A 22,824-nucleotide genomic window follows, 5' to 3' on the forward strand; every position below is an offset into this window, starting at 1 on the left:
ATTGGTACTCATACTCCCGAAAAAGGTGTTGACCTATTACTAAAGGCTTTTTCTCACTTACCATCTAAAGCAAAACTTAGAATCTGGGGAGCAGCAAGAGAAGAAACTAAAGCTTTAAAAGCAATTGCCGATCAGTTTTCACCTGTTGTTAAAGAAAGAATAGAGTGGATGGGAAGTTATGATAATAAGAATATAGTTACTGACGTATTTAATAAAGTCGATGCAATAGTCGTTCCTTCAATTTGGGGTGAAAATTCACCGTTAGTAATACATGAAGCACAGCAACTTAGAATACCAGTTATAACAGCCGATTATGGTGGTATGGCAGAATATGTAAGAGATGGACTATTATTTAAGCGCAGAGATGCAAGTAGTTTGTCAGAAAAAATGCAAGTCCTATCTACAAATCAGGAGTTATACAATAAACTTACCCAAAAAGGCTATCCTTATACTGAAAATGGAAATATACCTTCTATAAGTGAGCATACTGAAAAACTTAACAAGATTTACCGTAATGCTATTGAAAAGAAAGGCAAATCAGTAGCTGTTAAACCCGGTCCTTGGAGAATTACTTTTGATACTAATCCAGATTACTGTAATTTTGCTTGTATAATGTGCGAATGTTTTTCACCATACAGCAAAGTTAAAGAAGAAAAGAAAGCTAAAGGAATAAAACCTAAGATACTGTCGATAGAAACTATCAGAAAAGTAATTAAGGAAGCAGCTGGCACACCTTTAAGGGAAATCATTCCTTCTACTATGGGTGAGCCTTTAATGTATAAAAGCTTTGATGAAATAATCAATTTGTGCCATGAGTTCAGCCTTAAGCTTAACCTCACAACCAATGGTTCTTTTCCTATTAAAGGAGCTAGAAAATGGGCTGAACTATTGGTACCAATTTTATCTGATGTTAAGATTTCCTGGAATGGGGCAACTAAAGAAACTCATGAAAGAATCATGAAAGGTTCAAAATGGGAAGTAGTGACAGAAAATTTAAAAACTTTCCTTGAAGTTAGAGATAAATACTTTAGCGATACAGGTGAAAGGTGTACCGTTACTTTACAATTAACATTTTTGGAAAGTAATTTACATGAACTCTATGACATAGTTAAGATGGCCATAAAAAATGGCATAGATAGAGTTAAAGGACATCATCTTTGGGCACATTTTGAGGAAATTAAGGATCTATCTATGAGAAGAGATGAATTAGCAATTAGTAGATGGAACACGGAGGTGAGAAGGTTATACGAACTTAGAGATAATATGCTATTGCCAAATGGTAAAAAGATAAAATTAGAAAATTTCACAATCCTTTCTCAAGAAGGTATTAAGGATTTGGCTCCAGGTGGTCAATGCCCATTTTTAGGTAAAGAAGCATGGATAAACAATGAAGGAAAGTTTAGTCCTTGCTGTGCCCCAGATGAACTCCGTAAGACATTAGGAAATTTTGGTAATGTTAATGAGGTTAAACTCGAGGAAATATGGCAGAGTAGTGAGTACCTAAGCTTACAAAAGAATTATTTAAATTACAAATTATGCAAAACATGCAACATGAGAAAACCTTTGATCAATTAATCAAAGATAATCTTAGATCTATTAAAATTTCACCGTGTGAGAGGTTTCACGAGTTGCTAGGAAATCCTTTGTATGAAAATAGGTTTATAAAGGTTGGTAAATTTCATGAGCCCGTTCTTGCACCGGTTTATGATCAGATAGGCGCTTATCATATCAATGTGAGAGGAGAAGCAGTTTATCATCATAGATTTCTAAAAACTTTTGGATTCTACTTTAATAGAGCGGCTGTAGAAGATGATACAGGGTGTTACCATATTGATTCATCTGGATGTAGAGTATACAAACAGTCGTATCAATGGATTGGAAATTATCAGGAAGATGCTTGTGTAGTTAGAAGACATGATAAATGTTTTCATATTAATTTAAATGGCAACAGGATTTATCAGGAGGAATATGATTATGTTGGAGATTTTAAGGATGGTATCGCTGTAGTCTATAAGGATAGTAAAGCTACACATATTAATCATCATGGAAAGTTAGTACATAATAAATGGTATAAAAAACTTAATGTTTTTCATAAAGGGTATTCTATTGCAGAAGATCAACATGGTTGGTTTCATATAGATATTAATGGTGATCCTGTTTACCAGCAGAGATTTAAAATGGTAGAAGCATTTTATAATGGGATGGCAAAAGTTGAAACTTTTGAAGGTGTGTTAGGACAAATCGATATTACCGGAAATGTAAAGTTTAGTATTTTTGATTTAGGTAAAGAATCTCAAGTGCATAGGATTTCTGCAGAACTTTCAGCCTTTTGGAAAACTTACCTAACAAGCGTTGCTATTGAACTTGATTTGTTAAATATTTTACCTGCAACTACGCCAGTTTTATCTAAAAAGTTAAACATTATCGTACCAAATCTAGAAAGGCTGTTAAGGGCGTTGTGGGAAATAGGGTTTATTGATTACGATAAGGACAAGGACTTATGGCAACTATCATCAAAAGGTAAGTGTTTTAAGGGAATACCATTTTTGCCAAAAGCAGCAACGATGTGGGCAAGAGTTGCCGCTGAAAAGAATTGGTTAAATATTGCCGATATACTAAAACAGAAGTCAATCTCTTCATTTGAATCTTTTAAGGAAAGAGAAGCATCAGAAAATAAGAAAATAGCGTTTTACCAAGCATTGCTAGGATATTCTAGGTTTGATACTAAAGAGTTTAATTCTAGAATTAATATAGATGATGCTAAGAATATATTGCTATTTGGTGTACACTCTTTATTTCTTGCTTATTCTGATATACACAATAAAGGTTCTATAGGCCTATATAACGAACATAAAGTACCAAGACAGTTAGTAGAAAATTTAAAAGTCAAACTTATAACTCAGGAAGAACTATCAGTTACAAATTATGAATTAGGTGTCTTTTGCCGCTTTCTACAGCACTATGATGATGATAAAGTATTGTCTTATTTAAAATTGGTCAAAGGAATATCTCGTATTTTATTGATAGAAACTATTTTAGATTACCGCTCTCCAACTGGAGGCTCTGTAGATATTAATGTCATGGTTGAAACAGGAGGTAAACTAAGAACATTAAACGATTGGGAAAAAATACTCAAACAAGTAAAAGGATTCAAAATTTTTGCTGTTTTACCTTTAACAGATTACTTATCAGTTATTGATGTCAGATGTTAATCACATGGAAACATTACAAAAAAATGGTTTTTTTATTATCAAAAATCTGGTTCCTTTAAAGCTAATAACTCAGTCTTTAAGTGATATAACAAATAAAATATCAAAGCTATCCCAAGAATTAAGTGTTTCAACTTCTGACTACTTAAACTGTACCGGCAGATGGGGCATGTTATCTCAAGTAACTAGAATTATCTCTCAAGCATTAGATAAAATTATTAAAAATTACCTTGAAAAGTCACTTCAGTGTCAGATACTGCAGAAAAAATCAAATGTTATATGTAAAACTGCTGATTTAATAGATGCAGTTCCCTTCCATCAAGACATCTCCTATAGTTTCGATGATCCTTACCACTTTTCCGTTTGGTTAGCTTTGAATAATGTCAGTGAAACTTCAGGTGCACTACAAATTATAGAAAACAGTCATAAATGGAAAATACAGCCTTTAGTTGATTTTTGGTACCCATATTTTTTTGATCAGTACTCAAATAACCGAGAAAATTACAAAATTAAGTCACTACCTATTTCAGCAGGAGATGCAATAATTTTTGATTCACGGTTATGGCATGGTAGTGATAAGAATACAGATGCTAAAGATAGATTTGCTTATGTAACAAGGTGGATTGTAAAAGATCAAAACCTTCCCTATGTGCCAAAACCTCAGCCTTCAGTTTTTGGTATACTCAATTGTGGTGAGTTAACAGAATCTATACTGAGAGAATGCTTGTCATTATTTGGCTACCAGGAAAGTATAAAAGCAAAAAACATGGAAGAACTTATCAAGAGCTGGTTAGCCTTTATTACAGACACAACTACAAATATTTCTGAGATCGACACTACTAAGGCTAAGCGAGATTTATATAAGCTACTTATTCTCAATCAAGCATCAGCACTACATGATGCTGGAGACATCTCAGGAAAAATATACAAAAATTTATGGTTTTCACTACTTGTATTTCTCAATAAAAAAGTCAACGTAGTGGAGCTAGCATTATAAATGAACAGAAGTAGAGTTGATAGCTTCAAATGTGTATTGATGTTCATCCTGAATATAGTATCTAAATTCAAACTTAATGTACTTATAATGTCTTTAGTTGCCCTGGTGGTAGCTGTTGATTTGTCTTTTAGAAAGTATTTAGTAAAAAATATTCTAGATACAGCTGTAAAATATCAGGAAGGTAATGTAATTGAAAATCTTTTATTACCTGTAAGCGCTTATCTTGGTATGGCATTACTTATCACTACTGCTTTTAGATTCTATGGCTATTTTGTTGACATTCGAATGTTTACCTTAATGCGTCAAAAGATAGCTGATATGTCTTTTTGTAGGCTACTCCAACACGACCATTCCTATTATCAGAACAATTTATCTGGAAGCTTAGTACATAAGGTCAGTAACTTAATGGATAGTGTGATAGAGTTAATAAGATTGCTTATAGATTGTTTTTTCGGTTACAGCATAGCATTAGTCTTAGCTATTTATACCTTATCATTAGTAAACATAAAATTTGCAATCGCTACATTCACTTGGGTAAGCATTTTTATTTTAGTATCGATTTTCAGCTTTCGTGTACTTACTGAACTAGCTGATAATTACTCTAAACAAAATTCACAAGTAATAGCTAGTATAGCAGATAGTATTTTAAATGTTATATCAGTAAGGTTATTTTCTCAGCAAGCACATGAGAGACACAAATTTTTTCAAATATGCAAGAAAAGAACTATTGCAGAGAGAAAATTACAATGGGCATACTTTTGTCTTTGGTTTATATATGGCTATTCATTCGATATACTCCAAGCAGTAAACTTGTATTTTTTAATTCATGATTATCAATTGAACAAAATCGCAATAGGAGATATTGTTCTTGTACTTGGAATTAATATATCGATTATAGAGTTTCTTAACCATCTAACTAGGAATCTTACCCAATTTTCTACTCATTTCGGCAAAGTTTCAGATGCATTGCCAATCTTGACTACCGTACCAGAAATTCAAGATAAGGAAAATGCTAAAGAATTAAATTTATTAAGTGGAAGAATAACGTTTAACAATGTTTCTTTTTCTTATGAAGGTAAGGAGCCATTATTTCAAGATTTCTCAGTTACCATTAATCCTTGCGAAAAGGTAGGTCTAGTTGGTTATTCTGGAGGTGGTAAATCTACTTTTATAAACTTAATTCTAAGGCTATTTGATGTTAAAAAAGGTAATATACAGATTGATAATCAAATAGTATCAGAAGTTACACAGAGTTCTTTGAGGCAACAAATATCTGTAATACCTCAAGACCCATTGTTATTTCATGATACTATTTTAGCAAACATCATATATGGTAAACTTCAATCTACTATAGAAGAAATAATGAGAGCTGCAAAGCTGGCTGGTATTCACGATTTCATTATGACTCTACCAGATCAATATGGAACTACAGTTGGAGAAAAAGGCATCAAGCTATCTGGAGGAGAAAGACAAAGAATAATAATAGCCAGGGCATTTTTAAAAAACGCTCCAATATTATTTCTCGATGAACCAACTAGTCAGTTAGATTCTATAACAGAAAAAACAATTCAAATGAGTTTATTTAAACTGATGAAAAATAAAACTACGATTACTATAGCACACCGTATTTCTACACTTTTACACATGGACCGAATTCTAGTATTTAACAAAGGAAAAATTGTCCAAGATGGTAAACACGCTGAACTAGTTTCTAAGCACGGTCTTTATAAAGAACTTTGGAATGCTCAAATTGGTTGTTTGAATGGCAAAAAATAAGATGGAAAAAATTATTGATCTGAGAAGTGACACTACAACTCTGCAGAGCTCCAACGTTATACATGCAATAAGTAATGCAACTGTTGGAGATTTTGCTTATGGTGAAGACAAAAGCTGTAATGACTTATCAGAATATTGCAAACAATTATTCAAAGTAGAAGAAGCATTATTTGTAACCAGCGGTATGCTTGCAAATAGATTAGCCATTGCCAGTCAAACAAGTCCTGGTGATGAACTAATAACTCATTATAATTATCACGTTAATTTTTTCGATAGCGCAGGCAATGCAAAAGTAAATAATATCGTATTTAATTGTATTAGAAATAATAGCGGAATCTTAGATGTTGATGAAGTAGAATATGCTATTAATTCTAAGCCGAGGTATAAAATTTTTGCTCAGGTGAGTCTTGTTTCTATAGAAAATAGTATAAATGGGTTTAATGGTAAAATTTATCCTTTTGAAAAACAAGTTGAGTTATATCACTTTTTAAAAGCTCACAATGTAAATCTTCATTTAGACGGTGCAAGAATATTTAATGCTCATATCGAAACAAATATTGCTTTAGCAGATTATGCTAAATATGTGGATACAATGAGCTTTTCTTTTACTAAAGGACTTGGCGCTCCTTTTGGTTCAATGCTTATGGGTAAAAGAGAGATAATTGAAAGGGCTAAAAAGCTACAGGTTTGGCTAGGTAGTGGTTATCATCAGATAGGGTATTGTGCTAATGCAGCAAAGTATGTACTACAGAACAATATTTCTAGGCTTAAAGAAGACAATAAACTCACCAAACTGTTTGCAGACAAGATTAAGGAAATTCCACACATAAAACTGGTACTACCTTATCCAGAAACTAATATAGTAAGCTTTAGTATAAAAGCACTAAATGTAACTAATGAGGTTTTCTTGAGTAAGTGCCAAGCTTATGGTTTATTACTTTTTCCTTGGCTCGAGTCTCATATAAGAGCAGTTACCCATCTTGGCACAAAGGAAACAGACATCATGAAAGCTGCTGAAATTATAAAGGAGGTTGTGTTAAATTTAATATGAGAATAAAAATAGATTTCTTTAGCGATTCAAACACTGACCCTTCAGCTAAAATGAGGGAAGCGATGGCTAAAGCAAAAGTTGGAAACGAAGCTGCATGTGAAGATCCAACTGTAAACGAATTAGTGGCAACCGCATGTAAAATATTAGGTAAACCTGCAGGAATCTTTTTGATTTCAGGAACGATGTCCAATGTAATTGCTTATAAAGTACACATTCAAAGACCTGGTGATTACTTGCTGCTTGATGAAACTTCACATCCACTCATAGTACAATCTGGCTTGATCGCAGCCCAGGCACATGCCACTCCTTTGCCCATCAAAGGTACGAGAGGAATATTTACTGGAGAACAAATTGTTGAGTTTATTACTCGTCCTAGTTTAAGAAATATTCCGAGAGTTGGGCTTGTTTCTATCGAACAAACGACAAATTTTGGTGGTGGAGCTGTGTGGCCTTTAGAATATATTCAAGAGATCTCAAGTCTCTGCAAAGAGAATGACGTATTCACTCATTTAGATGGAGCAAGACTGTTCAACGCTTGTGCTCATACTAAAATATCTCCAAAAGAGTATGCAAGTTATTTTGATTCGGTATTCATTGATTTTAGTAAAGGATTAGGTGCTCCAATGGGCGCAATATTGCTTGGAAGTGAAGAGTTTATTGAAAAAGCTTGGTACTATAAGTTTCAAATTGGCGGAGGTATGCACCAAGCTGGCATTATTTCAGCTGCATGTTTATATGCTTTACATAATAATATAAATTGTTTAGAGGAAGATCATAAAAAGATGAAGCACCTTATAGAAGGCCTAGACTCCATAGATCAAGTTATAATTGATATCGACCTATACAAAACTAATATAGCGTATTTTTCATTACGTACTAATTGTATATCTACTCAAGAATTAATAAACGTACTAGTTACAAATTATGGAATTAGAATGGCTAACATAAGAGGTAAAATCAGAGCTATAACACATAGAGATATAAGCTATGAAGATATTAATACTACTGTATCTGCTATAAGAAAGATACTAAGTAAGTAATTTTCTGCACTAATTGTTTGCAAACTTCTTGTCAAACAATATTATACCAATATAGTATTATGCTAGCATCTGCATAGAGCTATTTGGGAATAGGTGTGAACTTTGTCTTCTTTCAATATTTGCTATTCTTCTGTGGATATATGCTGCTTTATTTATCAAGACAAAGTATACCAATTGCTCTACCACTGTTAATAGATACTGACCATGTAAAATTAAGCTATTTTTTTGCCTGCTTTTCTTTTTTTTATGGAGTATCAAAATTCGTTAATGGAATAATCATGGACTCCAAAAATAATCCATTATTTATGTTTGGGCTATGCAATATTGCAACTGGATTATTAACCATTGGTATAACTTTATCATATAATAATCTAACTTTATTACTGTTAACATTAATATTATTAGCTTGGACACAAGGGTTAGGTTGGCCAGCTATTACCAAGTTTATGGTTACAAACTCTAGCATCTCTTCAATTGCATCATCATGGGGAGTTATGAGCGCATCTCAGCAACTTGGTTCTTGTGTTACTTTGATTATATTACCAAGCATAATTAAAATTTATGATGCAAAAAGTGCATTTTTGTACTCTGGTCTCTTATGCTTACTTTTTGGAATTTATATAATATTAAAAGCATATTACAAAGAAAGTGCCAACTTTACTACCTATTATAAGGTGCAAAAATCTCAGATAGGTATCAAAGTGAAAAGTTCTATATGGTTTCTATGTTGTGCTACTTTTTGTGCTTATATTATAAAAATGGGAATCTTCTTTTGGTTTCCTATAATTTTAAAGGATAAATTACAAATTTCTCTTGTACAATCCTCACTAATAACAGGCGTATATGATTTAGGTGGAATCCTTGGAACTTTAATCACAGGAAGAATTAGTGATATGTACTTCTTTCAAAATAGAAGCTTGCTGGCATCACTTTATATGTTGGGTATAGCACTCACTTTTATTGCAATGAACTTTGGTCAAAATATAATTCTTATGAACCTTGGTGCAATCTTATCAGGATTCTTTATATTTGGAGTGCAAGTACTGACAGGTGTTATAGCTGTAGAAATTGCTCCACAAAATAATGTATGTGCAATTGTAAGCTTAACAGGATTATTTGGGTATATTGCAAGTTCAATATTTTCATGCGTGCTCTTAGGAGTGCTTGTTAAGCACTGTGGTAACAGTATTATGTTTTCATTTTTTTCCATTTGCTCTGTTGTTGCACTCGTTTGCTTTTCCATACTATCAAGCAAAGGCCTTAAAAAACTAAGTAAAGCGGTGTAAAAAACATTTCTCAACAGTTAAACTTTGTAGATAGATTTTTTACCCAAGGAATAAACATGGTAACCATATCTTAGTAACAGCTCACTATCTAATAAATTACGGAAATCAAAAACATTAGGTGCAGCCATAATACTCTTTAAACTTGCAAAATCTTGATTTTTAAATTCTTTCCACTCCGTTAACAATAACAAGGCTTCCGCGTCCCTTGCAGCCCCTATAGCATTGTCTGCGTACTCTATATCCTTTAGAACTTGCCTAGCATTATCCATCCCCATTGGATCATATGCAGTAACTTTAGCCTTGTTATTCACTAACAATTGTGCAATATCTATAGCTGGGCTATTTCTTACATCATCAGTACCAGACTTAAAAGTTAGCCCCCATATCGCTATTTTTTTATTTTGGACTCCATTTAATACATATTCTACCTTTTTAGCAATGTTTGTTATATGATTATAGTTAGATTCCTTAACTGAATTTAAAATTTGTAGCTTAACATTGTGGTCTTCAGCAAGCCTTATTAAAGCTGACAAATCTTTAGGAAAACATGATCCTCCAAATCCTGGACCAGCTTTGAGAAATTCCTTACCTATTCTATGGTCCATTCCCATACTGTTAGCTAAAAGGTCAATGTCTGCTCCTAATAGCTCACATAAACCTGCCATCTCATTGATAAAAGCAACCTTTGTTGCTAGAAAGGCATTAGAAGCATATTTAATCATTTCAGCAGTAACTGTATCAGTGACTATTAACGGAATATTCTTATCTATAAATGATCTATATATAACTTCTAGTTTTGCCCTAGCTAGCTTAGTTTTTACTCCTATTATTATCCTATCTGGGTATAAAAAATCTGATACTGCAGAGCCTTGCTTGAGAAACTCTGGATTAACTCCTAAATCAAAGTTATAGCCCTTATTAGATAAATAATTATGTATATTTTCTGCAGTACCAGGAGGAACAGTTGACTTTATCACTATTAAGCAATCTTGATTAACTCTCTCAGAAACTTCACTTACTGCATTATATACATTCTTTAAATTTGCATTTCCTAGGGAGTCTGATGGAGTATCTACAGTTACAAATACTACTTCTGCATTGGGATTTATTTGAGAATACGAATCAAAAAATCTTATCCTTTGTGACTTTATATTATTCTCTAAATAATCTGCTAATCCAGGTTCATATAAGGGAATTTTCCCTGATTTCAAAAGTTCAATCTTCTCAGTATTTATGTCAATGCAATCAACTTTATGGCCCTGCTCCGATAACATTGTACCAGATACTAATCCTACATACCCTACTCCTATAATAGTTATGTGCATTTTACTATCACCTTAAAAATGTAGCTTAAATAAATACCATTAACAATTATAAACTTTTGTTGTTACATTATTTTGCTTAATTGCCTTACCTTTCGAATAAATTATAAATAAGGTTGATGGTATTAATATCAAAGTACCATATAAAGCACTTTTATCAGGTAATTCATTAAATATAACGTATGTTACTATTGCAGAAATTATTAGCTCTATGTACCTATAAGGTGCAAGTGCAGTAGCATCAGTAAGAGTAAAAGCTTTTAACATAAAGAGCAAAATTAGATTTGAATTAATTCCCAGAATCAGCAGTAATATTAATTCCAACAAGGAAGGCATATGCCAATAAAATAACAAAGGTGGAGTAGAAAAAATAGTTGTCGTTAGAGCTGAATAAAATAACATACTTATTACTGACTCTTTTATCACAAGTTTCTTATTAAGTATGTCTAATATAGCAAAGATTAACGCAGATACAATAAAAATAAGAATTTTAGGATTAAAGTCTTCACTATGAGCTTTGGTGGTAATAGCAATACCAACAAAACCAATAATAGTTACTATCCATCTTTGCCAAATTATATTTTCGTTTAGTAAAGGGATTGCAAGAAGTATAACAAATAATGGTATAGAAAAACTTATAATCGTTGCAGTTACTATGGGGAAAATACTCAATCCATAGGTCCATAAGAACATTCCACAAAACAACAATGCACCTCTAGTTATTTGAATAGATATTTGACTTGTTTTAAAAGCTTCCATTCCATAGTAAAACATAAAAGGTACAAGGGTAATAGTGGTAAACAGAAAGCGGAAAAAAATTATTTCAAAACTCTGAAGATGTAAACTTAGATATTTTGATATAGTATCATTAGCTACACTACTAAGTAAGCTAAGTATAAACCAGATAACCCCAAACAAATAAGCTCTCAATCTGTAATCCATAAAGCTTCTGATTTAATAGATACGATGTACTCATATAATTTTACTACAAAACTAATAATATAAAAGTTTTCTGATGTACGTCCCCAGAATGTGATCGTAAGGGTTCATTATAAATAATTCGGGAAATTTCGTCTCTTTAGACATATTAAGAGCTATGTAACGAACGTTTATATTTGTGAGTAATAGTAAGGCTCAAGGTAAGGAAAATGCTAGTGAGGTAAAGTAGAATAACGTTAATTTGATAATTTAAGCTCATTCCCTCTTGCTACATCTCTCTTTAATATCTCCTCTTTTGCAGCAGGTCTATAATTACTGCTTAAATTTAGGTGCACACTAATTTTTCGATTTATATATTATTCTAATGCTTGTATAATACCTTCATTGAATATTTGATTTTGAGGTAATTAGATGCCAAAAAGTAAAACTAAACGTGGAACGGAAGATTTGAAGGGTAATGCAGGCCCAAGCAAAAGATCTCGTCTCAGTTCTGATCCTAAAAAAAATAAAGAGATTATCTCTAGCAAAGTAATAAGTAAGCTGAAGGATGTTGTTAAAGGTGATAGAACTTCAGCTATTGAGGAATGGGTCAAGGCTCACCCTGTAACAGTAGAGGGTCTAACCGTTGAGCAATCGGACCTCTTATGTAATGCGTTTCGTGATGAATCTTGTTGGTCAGGTGCGACACTAGATGTTGCTAAATTGGTAGGAGAATTAGCTAAATCAGGTGTGTTGAATCCATTTGCTATATATAAAATAGCATGTATTGAGTGTGTAGAGAGTGAAATTAAGCAATTATTTGACAAGGCGTTAGAGTCTTTTAGATCTGACTTATCTCATAAAGGTGCATGTGAGGAAGATAGGAATTTAGCTTGCAGTGATAAGCTTGCAAGAGTTGAATTGTTAAGTTCCATGGGAAGACGTGATCCTGTTTTCAATTTCTGGATTGATCAAGAATCAGGTAACCTTAGAGAAAATATAGAAGCAGAAGATGGATTTAATAAGGCTGTAGATTTCAAGTGGAGTAAGGGAGTGGAACACTTCTATAATCGTCTGTGTTCTGAAGAAAAATTAGTGAAAGAAGAGAGAGAAAAATTGCTAGTTTCTGCTATTGCAAAATTATCTCCATTGCAATCTAGCTATAAACTTGCTTCTACCTTAAGTTCCCTTCTAGGTAAAGTCATAAGCGCAAAAGTAGATCATAAGTCACTACTTGGGCTACCGAATAAGAAAGATAGGGGTGTGATCTATCGTCCTCTTAGTTACTTAGTAGAGCACGGTTTTCTTTGCACAACTAAGTATGTTATCCAGTACTTGAGCGAGGGATGTTCAAGATCTGAAGTAGAGAAAATGCTTTCACCTAGAGGATATGCACATCTTCTCTCATCGCTTTCATTTGTTGTAGTTTCTAAAGATTATGACTTGGATAACAGGAATGAAGCAAGGTCAGCTATTAGCAGTCTTTGGGAATCTAGTGTATTTAACCAAAATAAAATAAATGTTGTCGATCCTTTTAAAGATAGGATTGCTTTTGTTGCAATGGAAAATGCAATTTCAAATTTGATTGTAGATCAGGAGAACAGCAAGGATACTCAAAGTGCTGGCGATGGTGAAAAAGTTGATTTGGTCTTGAGTATTTTAAAGTTTGCTAAAGATTGTTGTTCAGACAAAAGCTTTAAATCATTAAAAGAGAGGATAGCAAATAGTTTAGATAAAACAAGGAATTCTAAGATGATAGATGCAACTAGCTCCTGCAATTTAATAGAAGAGTTGTGTAAGTCAGCGAGAAATTTGAATTTATTCTCTGCTAGCACTGAAGGTCCTCAATCTACGTTAGTGGGTACTAATGTTAGTATTTCGCCTGCTGCAGTTGTTAACAAATAGGAGTATTTATGCATGGTAATAATGAAGATCGTGAATTAGTTAGGGCTTTATTAAGTGGAGGTTGTGATGAGTTTAGTAGACAATTTGTAGGTTTTTTAAACAACTGTCCATCTTTTTTGCATTCGGCTAATAAGCCTGGCTTTTTTCCTACATTCTTTTTTGGTATGTTTTCTACTGCACATGATGCAGGTATATTAGTTGAAGATGAAAGAGTCTATTTTCGTTTTGACAATTATGGAAATCTAAAAGTTGCTGTTCTCACTAATAAAGAAAATAGAAGAATAGTCAGGTGTTATACTGTTGCTGATAATGAGAACAGCCCTGGGTCAAGGTTTAGTGCAGAAGAGAAGCAGCAGGTAGAAGAGAATCTTCCACAAGAATTACAGGAAGATGAGGATCTGGATTGGGAAGAGTATAAAATATTTCGGTTTGGAGAAGAATGTAGGTTTATTCATGAAATAGATAGATTTCCTCAACGTGATGAACCTGGAGCTCCAATTTTTCATGAAATTAACCCAATCAGAGAACAAGGTGAATTGTTAGACCTGATGAGTGAGTTGGCAAATGATGATACAGGAGAAGTGCGTACTAATGTTAAAAGAATTTTGGAATATGTTATTGATATCCATGATGAACATGAAGATAGCTTAGTGTTTCGTGCAGAGTCTGATTACCACGGTTTTCTGTGTGGGTTTTTAGTAAATTTTAGATACCGAGCTGTGGCTGATTTCTACCCAGAGCTACTTATAGGAAAAGGTTATGCAGATGTTGTTTTGCTTGTTCGTGGTGTTGATCAGACAAATGATTCGGTTCCAATTATAATTGAGTTGAAGGTTGGTGATGAGGAAGGATTAGAGCAAGCTAAAGATTATGCTAAAAGTTGTTCTGTTTCGTCTTTGCCTATTCATACCTCATCACCAAGTGCTGTTTGTGTAGCGTTAAATTTTCAATTACGTGGAGGTGCTGGTCTCCGAACTTCTGTGCAGGCCTTTTCAGAAGGTGGTCTTTCCTTAATACCGGGTTTACTACATCCTCATGGAAATGGAGTTAGGGGAAATGTAAAACGTTTTTTACAACCCATAGCATCAGAGTTCACTCAATCGCCTCATTGTAACACTTTTTCCTGTACGTCATCGTTTGTTTTTGGAAATGTTTTATCTACAAGGAGGGACTTAGAAACAAATGATGGGCGGGAGGTAAGGGTTACCAAGTATCTATTTAACCACTCTCAGGGAGAGAAAATGAAACGTACAGGTGGTAGGGGAGATGCAGCAGATATTGTAAGCCATGCGTTAACTTTAGCTCTATTTTTATCAAATATTGGTTTTGTTGTGCTTCACATTTTTCGTCGTTTAAAGTGGCAGACTTTACCAGACAAGGCATTGAACCTGTCGTTACTGCCTCAAGCCACAGATGATGCTAAGGTGCGTCAAGTACTTTGTGAAGTAGATGTCCAGGGTCATCTGGAAGTGGCTTCTGCAAAGAAATTCGAATCACTACGTGCTTACTCACGTTCTCATAGTGAAGGTTATTTCGAGGGAAGGTTTTCAGAACAAATGGGTAATGTTAGGAATTTACATCAACTTGCAGATCAGTTGATGAGTGCTGAGCCTAATTTTGGTAATGATGGTAATGTTAATGGTGAGTACAGGGCTAGGTATGAAGTTTTATTTAATGAGATTTCTCGTCTGTTGTCTCCGTTATTAAATGGAAACCGTCTACTCGTGAACAATGAAGCTAAATTTCAGGCTTTGTTGCGTGGGATATTTCAAAGTTGCGATAATCCTGCCAAGGTAATTATTGAGTTCCAGCTACAGAGAGGAAGGAAAATAGACCTAGTATTATCAAAATCTGCGGAAAATGATGATACTCATCCAATTGGAATAGAGTTGAAGTATGCTAACACCGCAGAACAAGTTGAACGAAAAAGGGTGGAGGCAAATCGACAGTTAAGTGAATACGAATTTTGTGGAGGATGCAAGCGTATTACTGGGGGAGATGCGATGGTTTTGTTATACGCTATATTAAATGCTGTAGGACAAGAGCAGGATCTGATATTGATTGGTGGGCTTCGTAGAGCATCTGGGTTTTCTAGATGACTTGTAACTAATAAAAGTACCAAAGATAAGGTTGTTTATGGGTAAAATTATGCATTAAGCTAGAGTACGTTTGAGTAAGGTTGGAGAAAAAGCAAGGTCTTTGAGCAAGAAAATTTGATGTTTGGGAATGTTCAAAAAAGTGTGTCAAACCGAGAAATAAAAATAAAATAGAAACAAAAAATAGAGGTTTGATATATGAGTTACAAAATAGAAAATGGAACGACTGGCCTGGTAGATTACAAAGAGCTGGAAGCAAATATACTGTCATCAATAAGGGAAGGTAAACCATTGATGGGGAGAGATGGAGCATTAACACCATTTGTAAAAAGGCTGCTGGAAGCAAGTCTAGAAGGTGAAATAGAGCATCATTTATCCAATGAAAGAGAAGAAAAGAATCGAAGAAACGGAAAGAATGGCAAAACTTTGAAGACGAGTGCAGGTTCATTTGAACTATTGACACCAAGAGATAGAGAGGGAAGTTTCGAACCACAGATAGTGAAAAAAAGGCAAACAACAGAACTTGAAACAAAGGTCTTGAACATGTTTGCAAGCGGTGTGGGATACAGGGATATAGCATCCTATGTGGAAGAAATCTATGACCATAAAATATCTGCAGCAGAGATATCTGGAATTACAGATAAATTACTGCCTATAATCAATGAATGGAGGAGTCGTCCCCTACAATCAGTATACCCGATAGTATTTATGGATGGGATGTTTTTTAAGGTCAAAGAGAATGGACATTGCATAAGTAAATGCATGTACAATATATTAGGAATAGACCAAAATGGCAGAAAAGAAGTACTGGGTTTTTACTTAGCAGAAAGTGAGGGAGCTAACTTCTGGCTAGGCGTATTAAATGACTTAAAAGAGAGAGGAGTAGAAGACATTTTGATAGCTTGTGTTGACGGTCTGAAAAGCTTCCCTACAGCTATAAATAGCGTATTTCCCAATGCTGAGGTACAGTTATGCATTGTGCACCAAATAAGAAATTCACTAAAATACGTATCCAGCAAAGATATAAAAGTTTTTATGAATGATTTGAAAAAAATATACCGTGCTACAAGTAGAGAAATCGCCGAAAATTATTTACTTGAACTGGAGGAAAAATGGGGTGAAAAATATCCTTTAGTCATAAAATCGTGGCAAAACAATTGGGAAAATTTGTCTAGTTATTTTAAGTATTCTGGCCCTGTTAGAAGGCTAATTTATACCACCAATCCAATTGAGGGGTTGCACAGACAAATCAGAAAATTTACTAAAACCAAAGGTTCATTTACCAGTACAAATGCCTTGTACAAATTGGTATATTGTGCTATAAAAAAGATAGAGCAAAAATGGGCTATGGCTTTGCCTAATTGGGCTCTAACTATATCTCAACTTGATATCTTTTTTCCTGATAGGTTAAAAATTGAGTTGAACTAAAAATTCGCTTTGACACACTTTTTTGAACATTCCCCAAAAAAGCACAGGAATTTGGCTACATCTTAGTTCAAAAAGATGAACTGGTTGAGGGAGTTTCTTAGAAGCGTTTTCTGCTACAACCTTTTCTTGCACTACCTTATCTCTGTGAACGGTTGCAATTATTTTAGAAAAGTTTATAAATTACTAACTTAATATATAAAATAGTTTTTTTTCATCTTCTTTTTTCCTTATTCTACTTTTCCTTAACTTGACGCAATGGTTTATTGAAAACTTCTTCATGTTATGAAAATATCCAGGTATTTGTACTTTAAAACCTGTATTATTTGTGAGCAAGAGCCTTAATCACTAAATGAACAATGTCACACAAAGTTTCATCCTCAATTTTTCTATATTCCCTCACTAGCCTTGATATTTCTTCGCTGCCTACATCGCTATTGAAGGCCTTATCATGTAAGTCTTCAGAGGCTTTGGTAAAAAAATACGACATATCAACCGATAGTACTTCTGCTAATTTATATAACCTATCAACTACAAGCCTAATCTCTCCGCTTTCATATCCTTGTACATGCTGGAATGAAATTTCAAGCTTTTTTCCTAAGTCTCTTTGACTAAAACCACACATTAGCCTTCTTTTCCTTATTCTTTCACCTATTTGTTTATCAATAGGATGTTGTTTATCTTGCACAATCACTTATTAATACCTTAACTTGTATATTAAAGTAGTACTAACTTTCATTATAACTTTGAGAAAAAGATTTTACCAATGTATAAACTACACTACGTAACCTTTTGCCTTTAATTTCATTATATCCTTTGACTAACTTTAGTATTTCTTCATCATAAGCTTCATGTGAGTCAGTGTGCATATCAGTAAAAAAGTTAGCAACATCTATCGATAGTGCTTTTGCTAAATCATATAATCTACTGGCCAAAACACAATTTGAACCATTTTCGTACTTTTGTATCTGTCTATACGAAACACCTATTCTCTTTCCCAATTCGGTCTGTGTCAAAGCACGATCTAACCTAAGTTGTTTTATTTTTTTACCTAATTGCACTTTTCACCTCTTATTCAAATTTACAACAAATTTTATGAAGTGGAAAAAAAGCTAGCAAAGTAATTGCTTTAATAATTTCTGCCTCTCGCTAATTAAATCGTTTGGCCTTACGTATTTTTTCTCAATTTCCCTCATCTCTTTTTCTCGTTCTGCAATGCTATTTCGTATTACTTCAGCCGAGTATCTGCTTTTGCCACATGCAAACTCTGATCTTAATCTTCTAACCTTATATTCGAGCTCAACAAATCTTTCATGCTGCTCAAGAAGCTCTATCATGTGTTTGATTTCAGAATTCAGCTTTTTTTCCTCAACATCTTTCACAATAAAAGAAAGCAGAAGCTTATCTATTTGGTAATCAATATTTGGTTGGGTAGCAAACAGATTGATCATAGCTTTTACATCAGTAGGATTTGCAACTAATAAGCTAAAATTACTACATAAAAAACTATAGAACTTTATCGTCTTCACAAGATAATTTTTCATATCTTGTGATAATTGAAATTCTTTGTGAATTCCTGATAACGATATTTTTAATTCTTCCAAATATTTCGTATCAAAATTACTTACTTTTTCAGGTACAAGAATCATGAGCAGCTTTTTTATGAGCTCAACATCATTTGACTTAACTGCATTATAAAGAGCTTTATCCTTATCTTTTTTTAAATCATAAAGCTCTGATGAGTTATCTATACTGAATAAATAGTTTGCTACGTCAGTGTTTCCTTGAGGAGAATAGATCAGAATATCCAATTCTCTTAGCGGGTGGTCATCATTAAACTTTTCTAGTAACTGCTTATCGGTAGTTTCCTCTATTGCTAAAGCAGCTTTACTGATCTTTTTCAGTTCAGAAACATTATCTCTTGAATTTTCAAGTATGTCTTTAGCCTTGTCTAGCAGCTGCTCATATAGAACTATTTTTTCTTCATCATCAAGTAGCTGACAATGCTTTTTCAGCTTTTCAGTAGAGTAAGATAGGATATCCATTTTTTTCAATTTTACGATTACGATACCCCATTTTTGTTGAAACTGAAATAATTTTTATAGGATGTGTTTTTCTAGTGTAGATGCCCGCAAAACTTGTTATTATAATATACAGTAAATCAATAAGTCGTATAATATTAACAATTAAATAATATTTATCACGATATGATCGAATAGTAATGAAATTAAGTGAGGGTTACAATGAAAAAAATAAATGGTAAAAAATTGTCTAGTAAAATGTTAAAAGCGGTAGAGCGAATAGCAAAAGAAGGGTTATTACCTAATTTTATAAAAGCTGCTCCAACAGCAAATAAAAAGATTAGTAAATTACCTGTCTTAACATATCCTGAGGAGCTCAATCCATTTCGATCAGCTTTATGCAAGATAAGGCTAAGTGAATATGAAAATATGAAACTAAATGAATTCTTGGAAAAAGCTATTGCAGCTGAAAATATAGACAAATTAAGTAAAATTGTCGATGAAGTTTTGGATTTAGGAATAAGAATAAATGCTGCCAATGAGGATGGCTTTAGCTTTGCTAACGTTACAATGTTTAAGATGTATCGTGATGAGTTCAAAGGAAATAAACAAGAAGATATAATCAGGAAGTTAGCCTTACATGGAGCAGATTTTAATGTACAAGTTGATAAGAAAATAGCTGAAAAAGTGCAAAAAGAAATTGAGCCACAAATATATAGTAGGCTCAAAAAGCTCAGGGAAGTTGGAGAGAACGCTACTATAGAAGGAACTGTTGAAAATGTAGAAATTGATAATAAGACCTTCTATATGGAATTTTCACATAGCTGCATAGTTGATGTTGCCAAAGTTGTAGAAGGCGCAAAAAACTTGGGCCTGAGCAAGGGAGATTTAAATCTCGGTGGCAATATCATAAAAATAGGTGATGGTGAAGTTGAGGTCAAAACTGGGAAAGACGGTAAAAGAAATTACGTAGATATATCCGATAACAGCGCTTTTACACTACCGACAATGTTGCAAAAAACATAAAAATAAAACTAGAGAAAACCATTTCTCGAAAACTTCTGTGTCCAGAACCAAGAGTCCGATTTACTTATAGCGCTAATAATCAATTAACCATCGGCTTTAAGGAATGATATGAACATATTATTTCAAGGAAAAGTCATGAGAAACAAGAGATTAGCTATCCAAATTAGCTGTAGCTATGAACCTAATCGGTTAGCAGAACAATGCTTATCAGATGCTTATGAAAAGGTAGTGTCAAAGGAAATAAGTCAAAAAAACTTAAAACATAAAAATGGGATTCAAGGAGGGTCAAATGGTAACAGTATGTTTATATGCGAGAGTTTCTTCGGGGAAACAAGTAGAAGGAAATACGATAGAAAGTCAAATTGCAGCTTTAGAGAAGCAAATTAATCTGGACGGATACAGATTGTTAAGTGAGTATAAATTTATTGATAACGGCTACAGTGGATCTCATTTAGTCCGCCCTGATTTAGAAAAATTACGTGATAAAGTAACAGAAGGTAAAATTGATAAGATTTACATTCATTCTCCTGATCGTTTATCTAGAAAATATGCATATCAAATGGTGCTGATTGAAGAATTTGAAAAAGCAGGAGCAAAAGTGGTTTTTTTAAATTATGAGATTAACGGTAACCCAGAATCTCAATTACTGTTACAAATGCAAGGTATGATAGCAGAATATGAACGTGCGAAAATTATGGAACGAAGTCGTCGTGGTAAAATCTATGCAGCTAACAAAGGCTATGTAAATGTAATGGGAGGAGCTCCTTATGGTTATCGTTATATAGATAAGCATATGGGAGGAGGACAAGCTTTATTTGAGATTAACGAAAAAGAAGCTGATGTCGTTCGTAAAGTATTTTTGTGGATAGGCAGAGAAAGAACAAGTATTGGGGAAGTATGTCGTCGGCTAAATACTATGTCCATTAAGACACAAAAAGGAAAAGAACGCTGGAATAAAGGTACAATTTGGAGTATGTTGAAAAACCCTGCTTACAAAGGACAAGCAGCTTTTGGTAGAAGAAGGTTAGGAGTAAGATTAAAGCAAGTAAGACCACAGAAAGGCTCTTGTGAGCAGCCAAAAAGTAACCACTCTGTCTATCCTGTTGAAAAAGCAAATTGGATTTATATTAAAGTGCCAAATATAGTAGATGAAGATATATTTGATATTGTTCAAGAACAATTAGCTGAAAATAGAAAAGTAGCAAGGACAAGAAAAAGAGGAGCAAAGTACTTACTACAAGGTTTAGTCATATGTAAGCGTTGTAATTACGGATGTTACGGAACTTGCATGAGAAGTAGACGAGAAGAAGAAGGTGGTCATTATGCATATTACCGTTGTAGTGGTAAAGATTCTTACCGTTTTGGTGGTAATAAGATTTGTGACAATAAACCCATTCGCTCAGATGCATTAGAAACAGCTGTGTGGGAAGAGGTTAAGCAGTTATTGAAAAATCCAAACAGGATTTTAGAAGAATACAAGCGTAGGCTTTCAGAACTAAAAAAATCATCATTGGATCAAAAAAGTGACCTGCTAGAGAAACAAGAAAATAAATTAAAACGTGGTATTGCTAGACTTATCGATAGTTATGCTCAAGAATATATCAATCAAGAGGAATTTGAACCACGAATTAAAGCAATGAAACAAAGCTTAAAAACAATTAAAGAAGAGAAGAAAAAGATATTTTATCAAAAGGAATTAGAACAGGAGGTAACTCTGGTTGTGGCCAATTTAGAAGACTTTTCTTCCAATATTACGTTAAACCTTGATAACGCAGACTGGTTAACTAAACGTGATATTATCAGAACATTGGTCAAGAGAATTGAAATTAACCTTGAGGACGTAAATGTGGTATTTCGCGTAAAAGAGCTACCGAACTCTTCTGGACATAATGGAAAGGAAAATAAAAATTTGCAACATTGTCGTAGGTGTATTTACAGTAACACTTTGCACTAGCCTAGGAGAGCTAAATTTAATGATATATCATGACACAGAAGACTATCATCAAGTACAAGTTGAGGTAGAAGATGAAGAAATGTGGAACGAGTTGCAAGAAATAGGAGAAATCGTAGGAAAGGGTTGTTTATTTGGTGGAATGTCTGTTAAAGAAGTAGTGGAAAAAGGCAGCTTTACTAGATGTGGAAGGTGGGGCGACCAAAATTCTAAAAGTAGTGAGACCTTTTCTTGGGTGAGCAAATTAAAAGATACCAAAACGACATCTGTAGGACGTTCTTGATTGGTGGCTATGTTTTTACATAGCCATAATTATTGCAAAGTAAAGTAGTTCTTGAAATTTAATCAAAATTACCATAAAAAATTTACCTTAACTAGCATTGCTTGTAGAAGTGGATTGAAGATATATTCAGGCAATATTATTTATTGGCAAGCGCTTTTATCACTGAATGCACAATATCACGCAACGTTTCATCCTTAATTTTCCTGTATTCCCTCACTAGCCTTGATATTTCTTCACTACCCACATCGCTACAAAAGGCCTTATCGTGTAAGTCTTCAGAAGCTTTGGTAAAAAAATATGACATATCAACGGACAAAGCTTCTGCCAAATTATACAATCTATCAATTACAAGCCTTACCTCTCCAGTTTCATATCCTTGTATATGCTGAAATGAAATTCCGAGCTTTTTTCCTAAGTCTCTTTGGCTAAAACCGCATATTAACCTTCTCTTCCTTATTCTTTCACCTATTTGTTTATCAATAGGATGTTGTTCATCTTGTACAATCATTTATTAATAT

General features: G+C 33.6%; 19 protein-coding genes. 13 read left to right on the forward strand and 6 right to left on the reverse strand.

Annotated elements, in window-relative coordinates; all coding sequences use genetic code 11:
* The 7 genes from OOK82_RS00005 to OOK82_RS00035 all read left to right on the forward strand — a co-directional run.
* Window positions 1-1,575 (forward strand): glycosyltransferase (locus OOK82_RS00005; RefSeq protein WP_264704242.1); only part of this gene is annotated, 1,575 nt, incomplete at its 5' end.
* Entirely contained in the window at window positions 1,536-3,212 is a 1,677-nt protein-coding gene (locus OOK82_RS00010; protein WP_264686621.1) for a WG repeat-containing protein, read from the forward strand. The genes OOK82_RS00005 and OOK82_RS00010, both read left to right, overlap by 40 nt.
* A gap of 4 nt (window positions 3,213-3,216) precedes the next feature.
* Window positions 3,217-4,206 carry a phytanoyl-CoA dioxygenase family protein gene (locus tag OOK82_RS00015; protein WP_264686622.1) on the forward strand — a complete coding sequence of 330 codons (990 nt, stop codon included), beginning with the start codon at window positions 3,217-3,219 and terminating at the stop codon, window positions 4,204-4,206.
* On the forward strand, window positions 4,207-5,982 hold the full coding sequence (locus OOK82_RS00020) for an ABC transporter ATP-binding protein (RefSeq protein ID WP_264704243.1): 1,776 nt from the start codon (window positions 4,207-4,209) through the stop codon (window positions 5,980-5,982).
* A 1-nt stretch (window position 5,983) separates the two neighbouring features.
* Window positions 5,984-7,033 (forward strand): threonine aldolase family protein, encoded by a 1,050-nt coding sequence (locus tag OOK82_RS00025; protein ID WP_264704650.1) that lies wholly within the window; start codon window positions 5,984-5,986, stop codon window positions 7,031-7,033.
* Window positions 7,030-8,073 (forward strand): threonine aldolase family protein, encoded by a 1,044-nt coding sequence (locus tag OOK82_RS00030; RefSeq protein WP_264704244.1) that lies wholly within the window; start codon window positions 7,030-7,032, stop codon window positions 8,071-8,073. Before OOK82_RS00025 ends, OOK82_RS00030 begins: the two co-directional genes overlap by 4 nt.
* A gap of 140 nt (window positions 8,074-8,213) precedes the next feature.
* Window positions 8,214-9,359, forward strand: coding sequence for an MFS transporter (locus OOK82_RS00035; protein ID WP_406721478.1), 1,146 nt, complete (start codon window positions 8,214-8,216; stop codon window positions 9,357-9,359).
* A gap of 17 nt (window positions 9,360-9,376) precedes the next feature.
* Here the strand turns inward: OOK82_RS00035 and OOK82_RS00040 are convergent, their stop codons facing one another.
* Both OOK82_RS00040 and OOK82_RS00045 read right to left on the reverse strand, forming a co-directional pair.
* Entirely contained in the window at window positions 9,377-10,684 is a 1,308-nt protein-coding gene (locus tag OOK82_RS00040) for a UDP-glucose dehydrogenase family protein (protein ID WP_264704246.1), read from the reverse strand.
* A gap of 39 nt (window positions 10,685-10,723) precedes the next feature.
* A complete protein-coding gene (locus OOK82_RS00045) occupies window positions 10,724-11,623 on the reverse strand; it encodes a DMT family transporter (RefSeq protein ID WP_264704247.1) in 900 nt (299 codons plus the stop codon).
* Between the two features lie 408 nt (window positions 11,624-12,031).
* On the opposite strand from OOK82_RS00045, the gene OOK82_RS00050 reads away from it, so the two are divergent.
* From OOK82_RS00050 to OOK82_RS00060, 3 genes are all read left to right on the forward strand, one after another.
* Window positions 12,032-13,504 carry a hypothetical protein gene (locus tag OOK82_RS00050; RefSeq protein WP_077188281.1) on the forward strand — a complete coding sequence of 491 codons (1,473 nt, stop codon included), beginning with the start codon at window positions 12,032-12,034 and terminating at the stop codon, window positions 13,502-13,504.
* Between the two features lie 8 nt (window positions 13,505-13,512).
* Complete coding sequence (locus OOK82_RS00055; RefSeq protein WP_264704248.1) at window positions 13,513-15,603, forward strand: PD-(D/E)XK nuclease domain-containing protein; 2,091 nt, start codon at window positions 13,513-13,515, stop codon at window positions 15,601-15,603.
* A 195-nt stretch (window positions 15,604-15,798) separates the two neighbouring features.
* Window positions 15,799-17,028, forward strand: a complete 1,230-nt coding sequence (locus OOK82_RS00060) for an IS256 family transposase (protein WP_264704249.1) — start codon at window positions 15,799-15,801, stop codon at window positions 17,026-17,028.
* Between the two features lie 319 nt (window positions 17,029-17,347).
* Here OOK82_RS00060 and OOK82_RS00065 read toward each other — a convergent pair whose 3' ends face one another.
* Genes OOK82_RS00065 through OOK82_RS00075 form a run of 3 tightly spaced genes read right to left on the reverse strand, consistent with a single transcriptional unit; the run spans window position 17,348 to window position 19,070 of the window.
* Window positions 17,348-17,713 carry a helix-turn-helix domain-containing protein gene (locus tag OOK82_RS00065; RefSeq protein ID WP_264685157.1) on the reverse strand — a complete coding sequence of 122 codons (366 nt, stop codon included), beginning with the start codon at window positions 17,711-17,713 and terminating at the stop codon, window positions 17,348-17,350.
* A 40-nt stretch (window positions 17,714-17,753) separates the two neighbouring features.
* Window positions 17,754-18,086 carry a helix-turn-helix domain-containing protein gene (locus OOK82_RS00070; protein ID WP_264685158.1) on the reverse strand — a complete coding sequence of 111 codons (333 nt, stop codon included), beginning with the start codon at window positions 18,084-18,086 and terminating at the stop codon, window positions 17,754-17,756.
* A 51-nt stretch (window positions 18,087-18,137) separates the two neighbouring features.
* A complete protein-coding gene (locus OOK82_RS00075) occupies window positions 18,138-19,070 on the reverse strand; it encodes a hypothetical protein (RefSeq protein WP_264704250.1) in 933 nt (310 codons plus the stop codon).
* A 198-nt stretch (window positions 19,071-19,268) separates the two neighbouring features.
* Here OOK82_RS00075 and OOK82_RS00080 point away from each other — a divergent pair, with 198 nt between their 5' ends.
* From OOK82_RS00080 to OOK82_RS00090, 3 genes are all read left to right on the forward strand, one after another.
* Entirely contained in the window at window positions 19,269-20,072 is an 804-nt protein-coding gene (locus OOK82_RS00080) for a hypothetical protein (protein WP_264704251.1), read from the forward strand.
* A 268-nt stretch (window positions 20,073-20,340) separates the two neighbouring features.
* Window positions 20,341-22,026 carry a recombinase family protein gene (locus tag OOK82_RS00085; protein WP_264704252.1) on the forward strand — a complete coding sequence of 562 codons (1,686 nt, stop codon included), beginning with the start codon at window positions 20,341-20,343 and terminating at the stop codon, window positions 22,024-22,026.
* A gap of 19 nt (window positions 22,027-22,045) precedes the next feature.
* Window positions 22,046-22,306: a hypothetical protein gene (locus tag OOK82_RS00090; RefSeq protein WP_264686642.1), complete on the forward strand. Its 261-nt coding sequence runs from the start codon at window positions 22,046-22,048 to the stop codon at window positions 22,304-22,306.
* Between the two features lie 136 nt (window positions 22,307-22,442).
* Here OOK82_RS00090 and OOK82_RS00095 read toward each other — a convergent pair whose 3' ends face one another.
* Window positions 22,443-22,814, reverse strand: coding sequence for a helix-turn-helix domain-containing protein (locus tag OOK82_RS00095; RefSeq protein WP_041582616.1), 372 nt, complete (start codon window positions 22,812-22,814; stop codon window positions 22,443-22,445).
* Between the last annotated feature and the right edge of the window lie 10 nt (window positions 22,815-22,824).

This window comes from Wolbachia endosymbiont (group B) of Apotomis betuletana (assembly GCF_947250475.1).
Lineage (GTDB): Bacteria > Pseudomonadota > Alphaproteobacteria > Rickettsiales > Anaplasmataceae > Wolbachia.

Bases quoted from the DNA above. Each gene is read 5' to 3' on its own strand.
- OOK82_RS00075 (WP_264704250.1), bottom strand. From the start codon at position 19,070: ATGGATATCCTATCTTACTCTACTGAAAAGCTGAAAAAGCATTGTCAG.
- OOK82_RS00050 (WP_077188281.1), top strand. From the start codon at position 12,032: ATGCCAAAAAGTAAAACTAAACGTGGAACGGAAGATTTGAAGGGTAAT.
- OOK82_RS00025 (WP_264704650.1), top strand. From the start codon at position 5,984: ATGGAAAAAATTATTGATCTGAGAAGTGACACTACAACTCTGCAGAGC.
- OOK82_RS00090 (WP_264686642.1), top strand. From the start codon at position 22,046: ATGATATATCATGACACAGAAGACTATCATCAAGTACAAGTTGAGGTA.
- OOK82_RS00035 (WP_406721478.1), top strand. From the start codon at position 8,214: ATGCTGCTTTATTTATCAAGACAAAGTATACCAATTGCTCTACCACTG.
- OOK82_RS00060 (WP_264704249.1), top strand. From the start codon at position 15,799: ATGAGTTACAAAATAGAAAATGGAACGACTGGCCTGGTAGATTACAAA.
- OOK82_RS00045 (WP_264704247.1), bottom strand. From the start codon at position 11,623: ATGGATTACAGATTGAGAGCTTATTTGTTTGGGGTTATCTGGTTTATA.
- OOK82_RS00015 (WP_264686622.1), top strand. From the start codon at position 3,217: ATGGAAACATTACAAAAAAATGGTTTTTTTATTATCAAAAATCTGGTT.
- OOK82_RS00055 (WP_264704248.1), top strand. From the start codon at position 13,513: ATGCATGGTAATAATGAAGATCGTGAATTAGTTAGGGCTTTATTAAGT.
- OOK82_RS00085 (WP_264704252.1), top strand. From the start codon at position 20,341: ATGGGATTCAAGGAGGGTCAAATGGTAACAGTATGTTTATATGCGAGA.
- OOK82_RS00040 (WP_264704246.1), bottom strand. From the start codon at position 10,684: ATGCACATAACTATTATAGGAGTAGGGTATGTAGGATTAGTATCTGGT.
- OOK82_RS00080 (WP_264704251.1), top strand. From the start codon at position 19,269: ATGAAAAAAATAAATGGTAAAAAATTGTCTAGTAAAATGTTAAAAGCG.
- OOK82_RS00095 (WP_041582616.1), bottom strand. From the start codon at position 22,814: ATGATTGTACAAGATGAACAACATCCTATTGATAAACAAATAGGTGAA.
- OOK82_RS00030 (WP_264704244.1), top strand. From the start codon at position 7,030: ATGAGAATAAAAATAGATTTCTTTAGCGATTCAAACACTGACCCTTCA.
- OOK82_RS00020 (WP_264704243.1), top strand. From the start codon at position 4,207: ATGAACAGAAGTAGAGTTGATAGCTTCAAATGTGTATTGATGTTCATC.
- OOK82_RS00010 (WP_264686621.1), top strand. From the start codon at position 1,536: ATGCAAAACATGCAACATGAGAAAACCTTTGATCAATTAATCAAAGAT.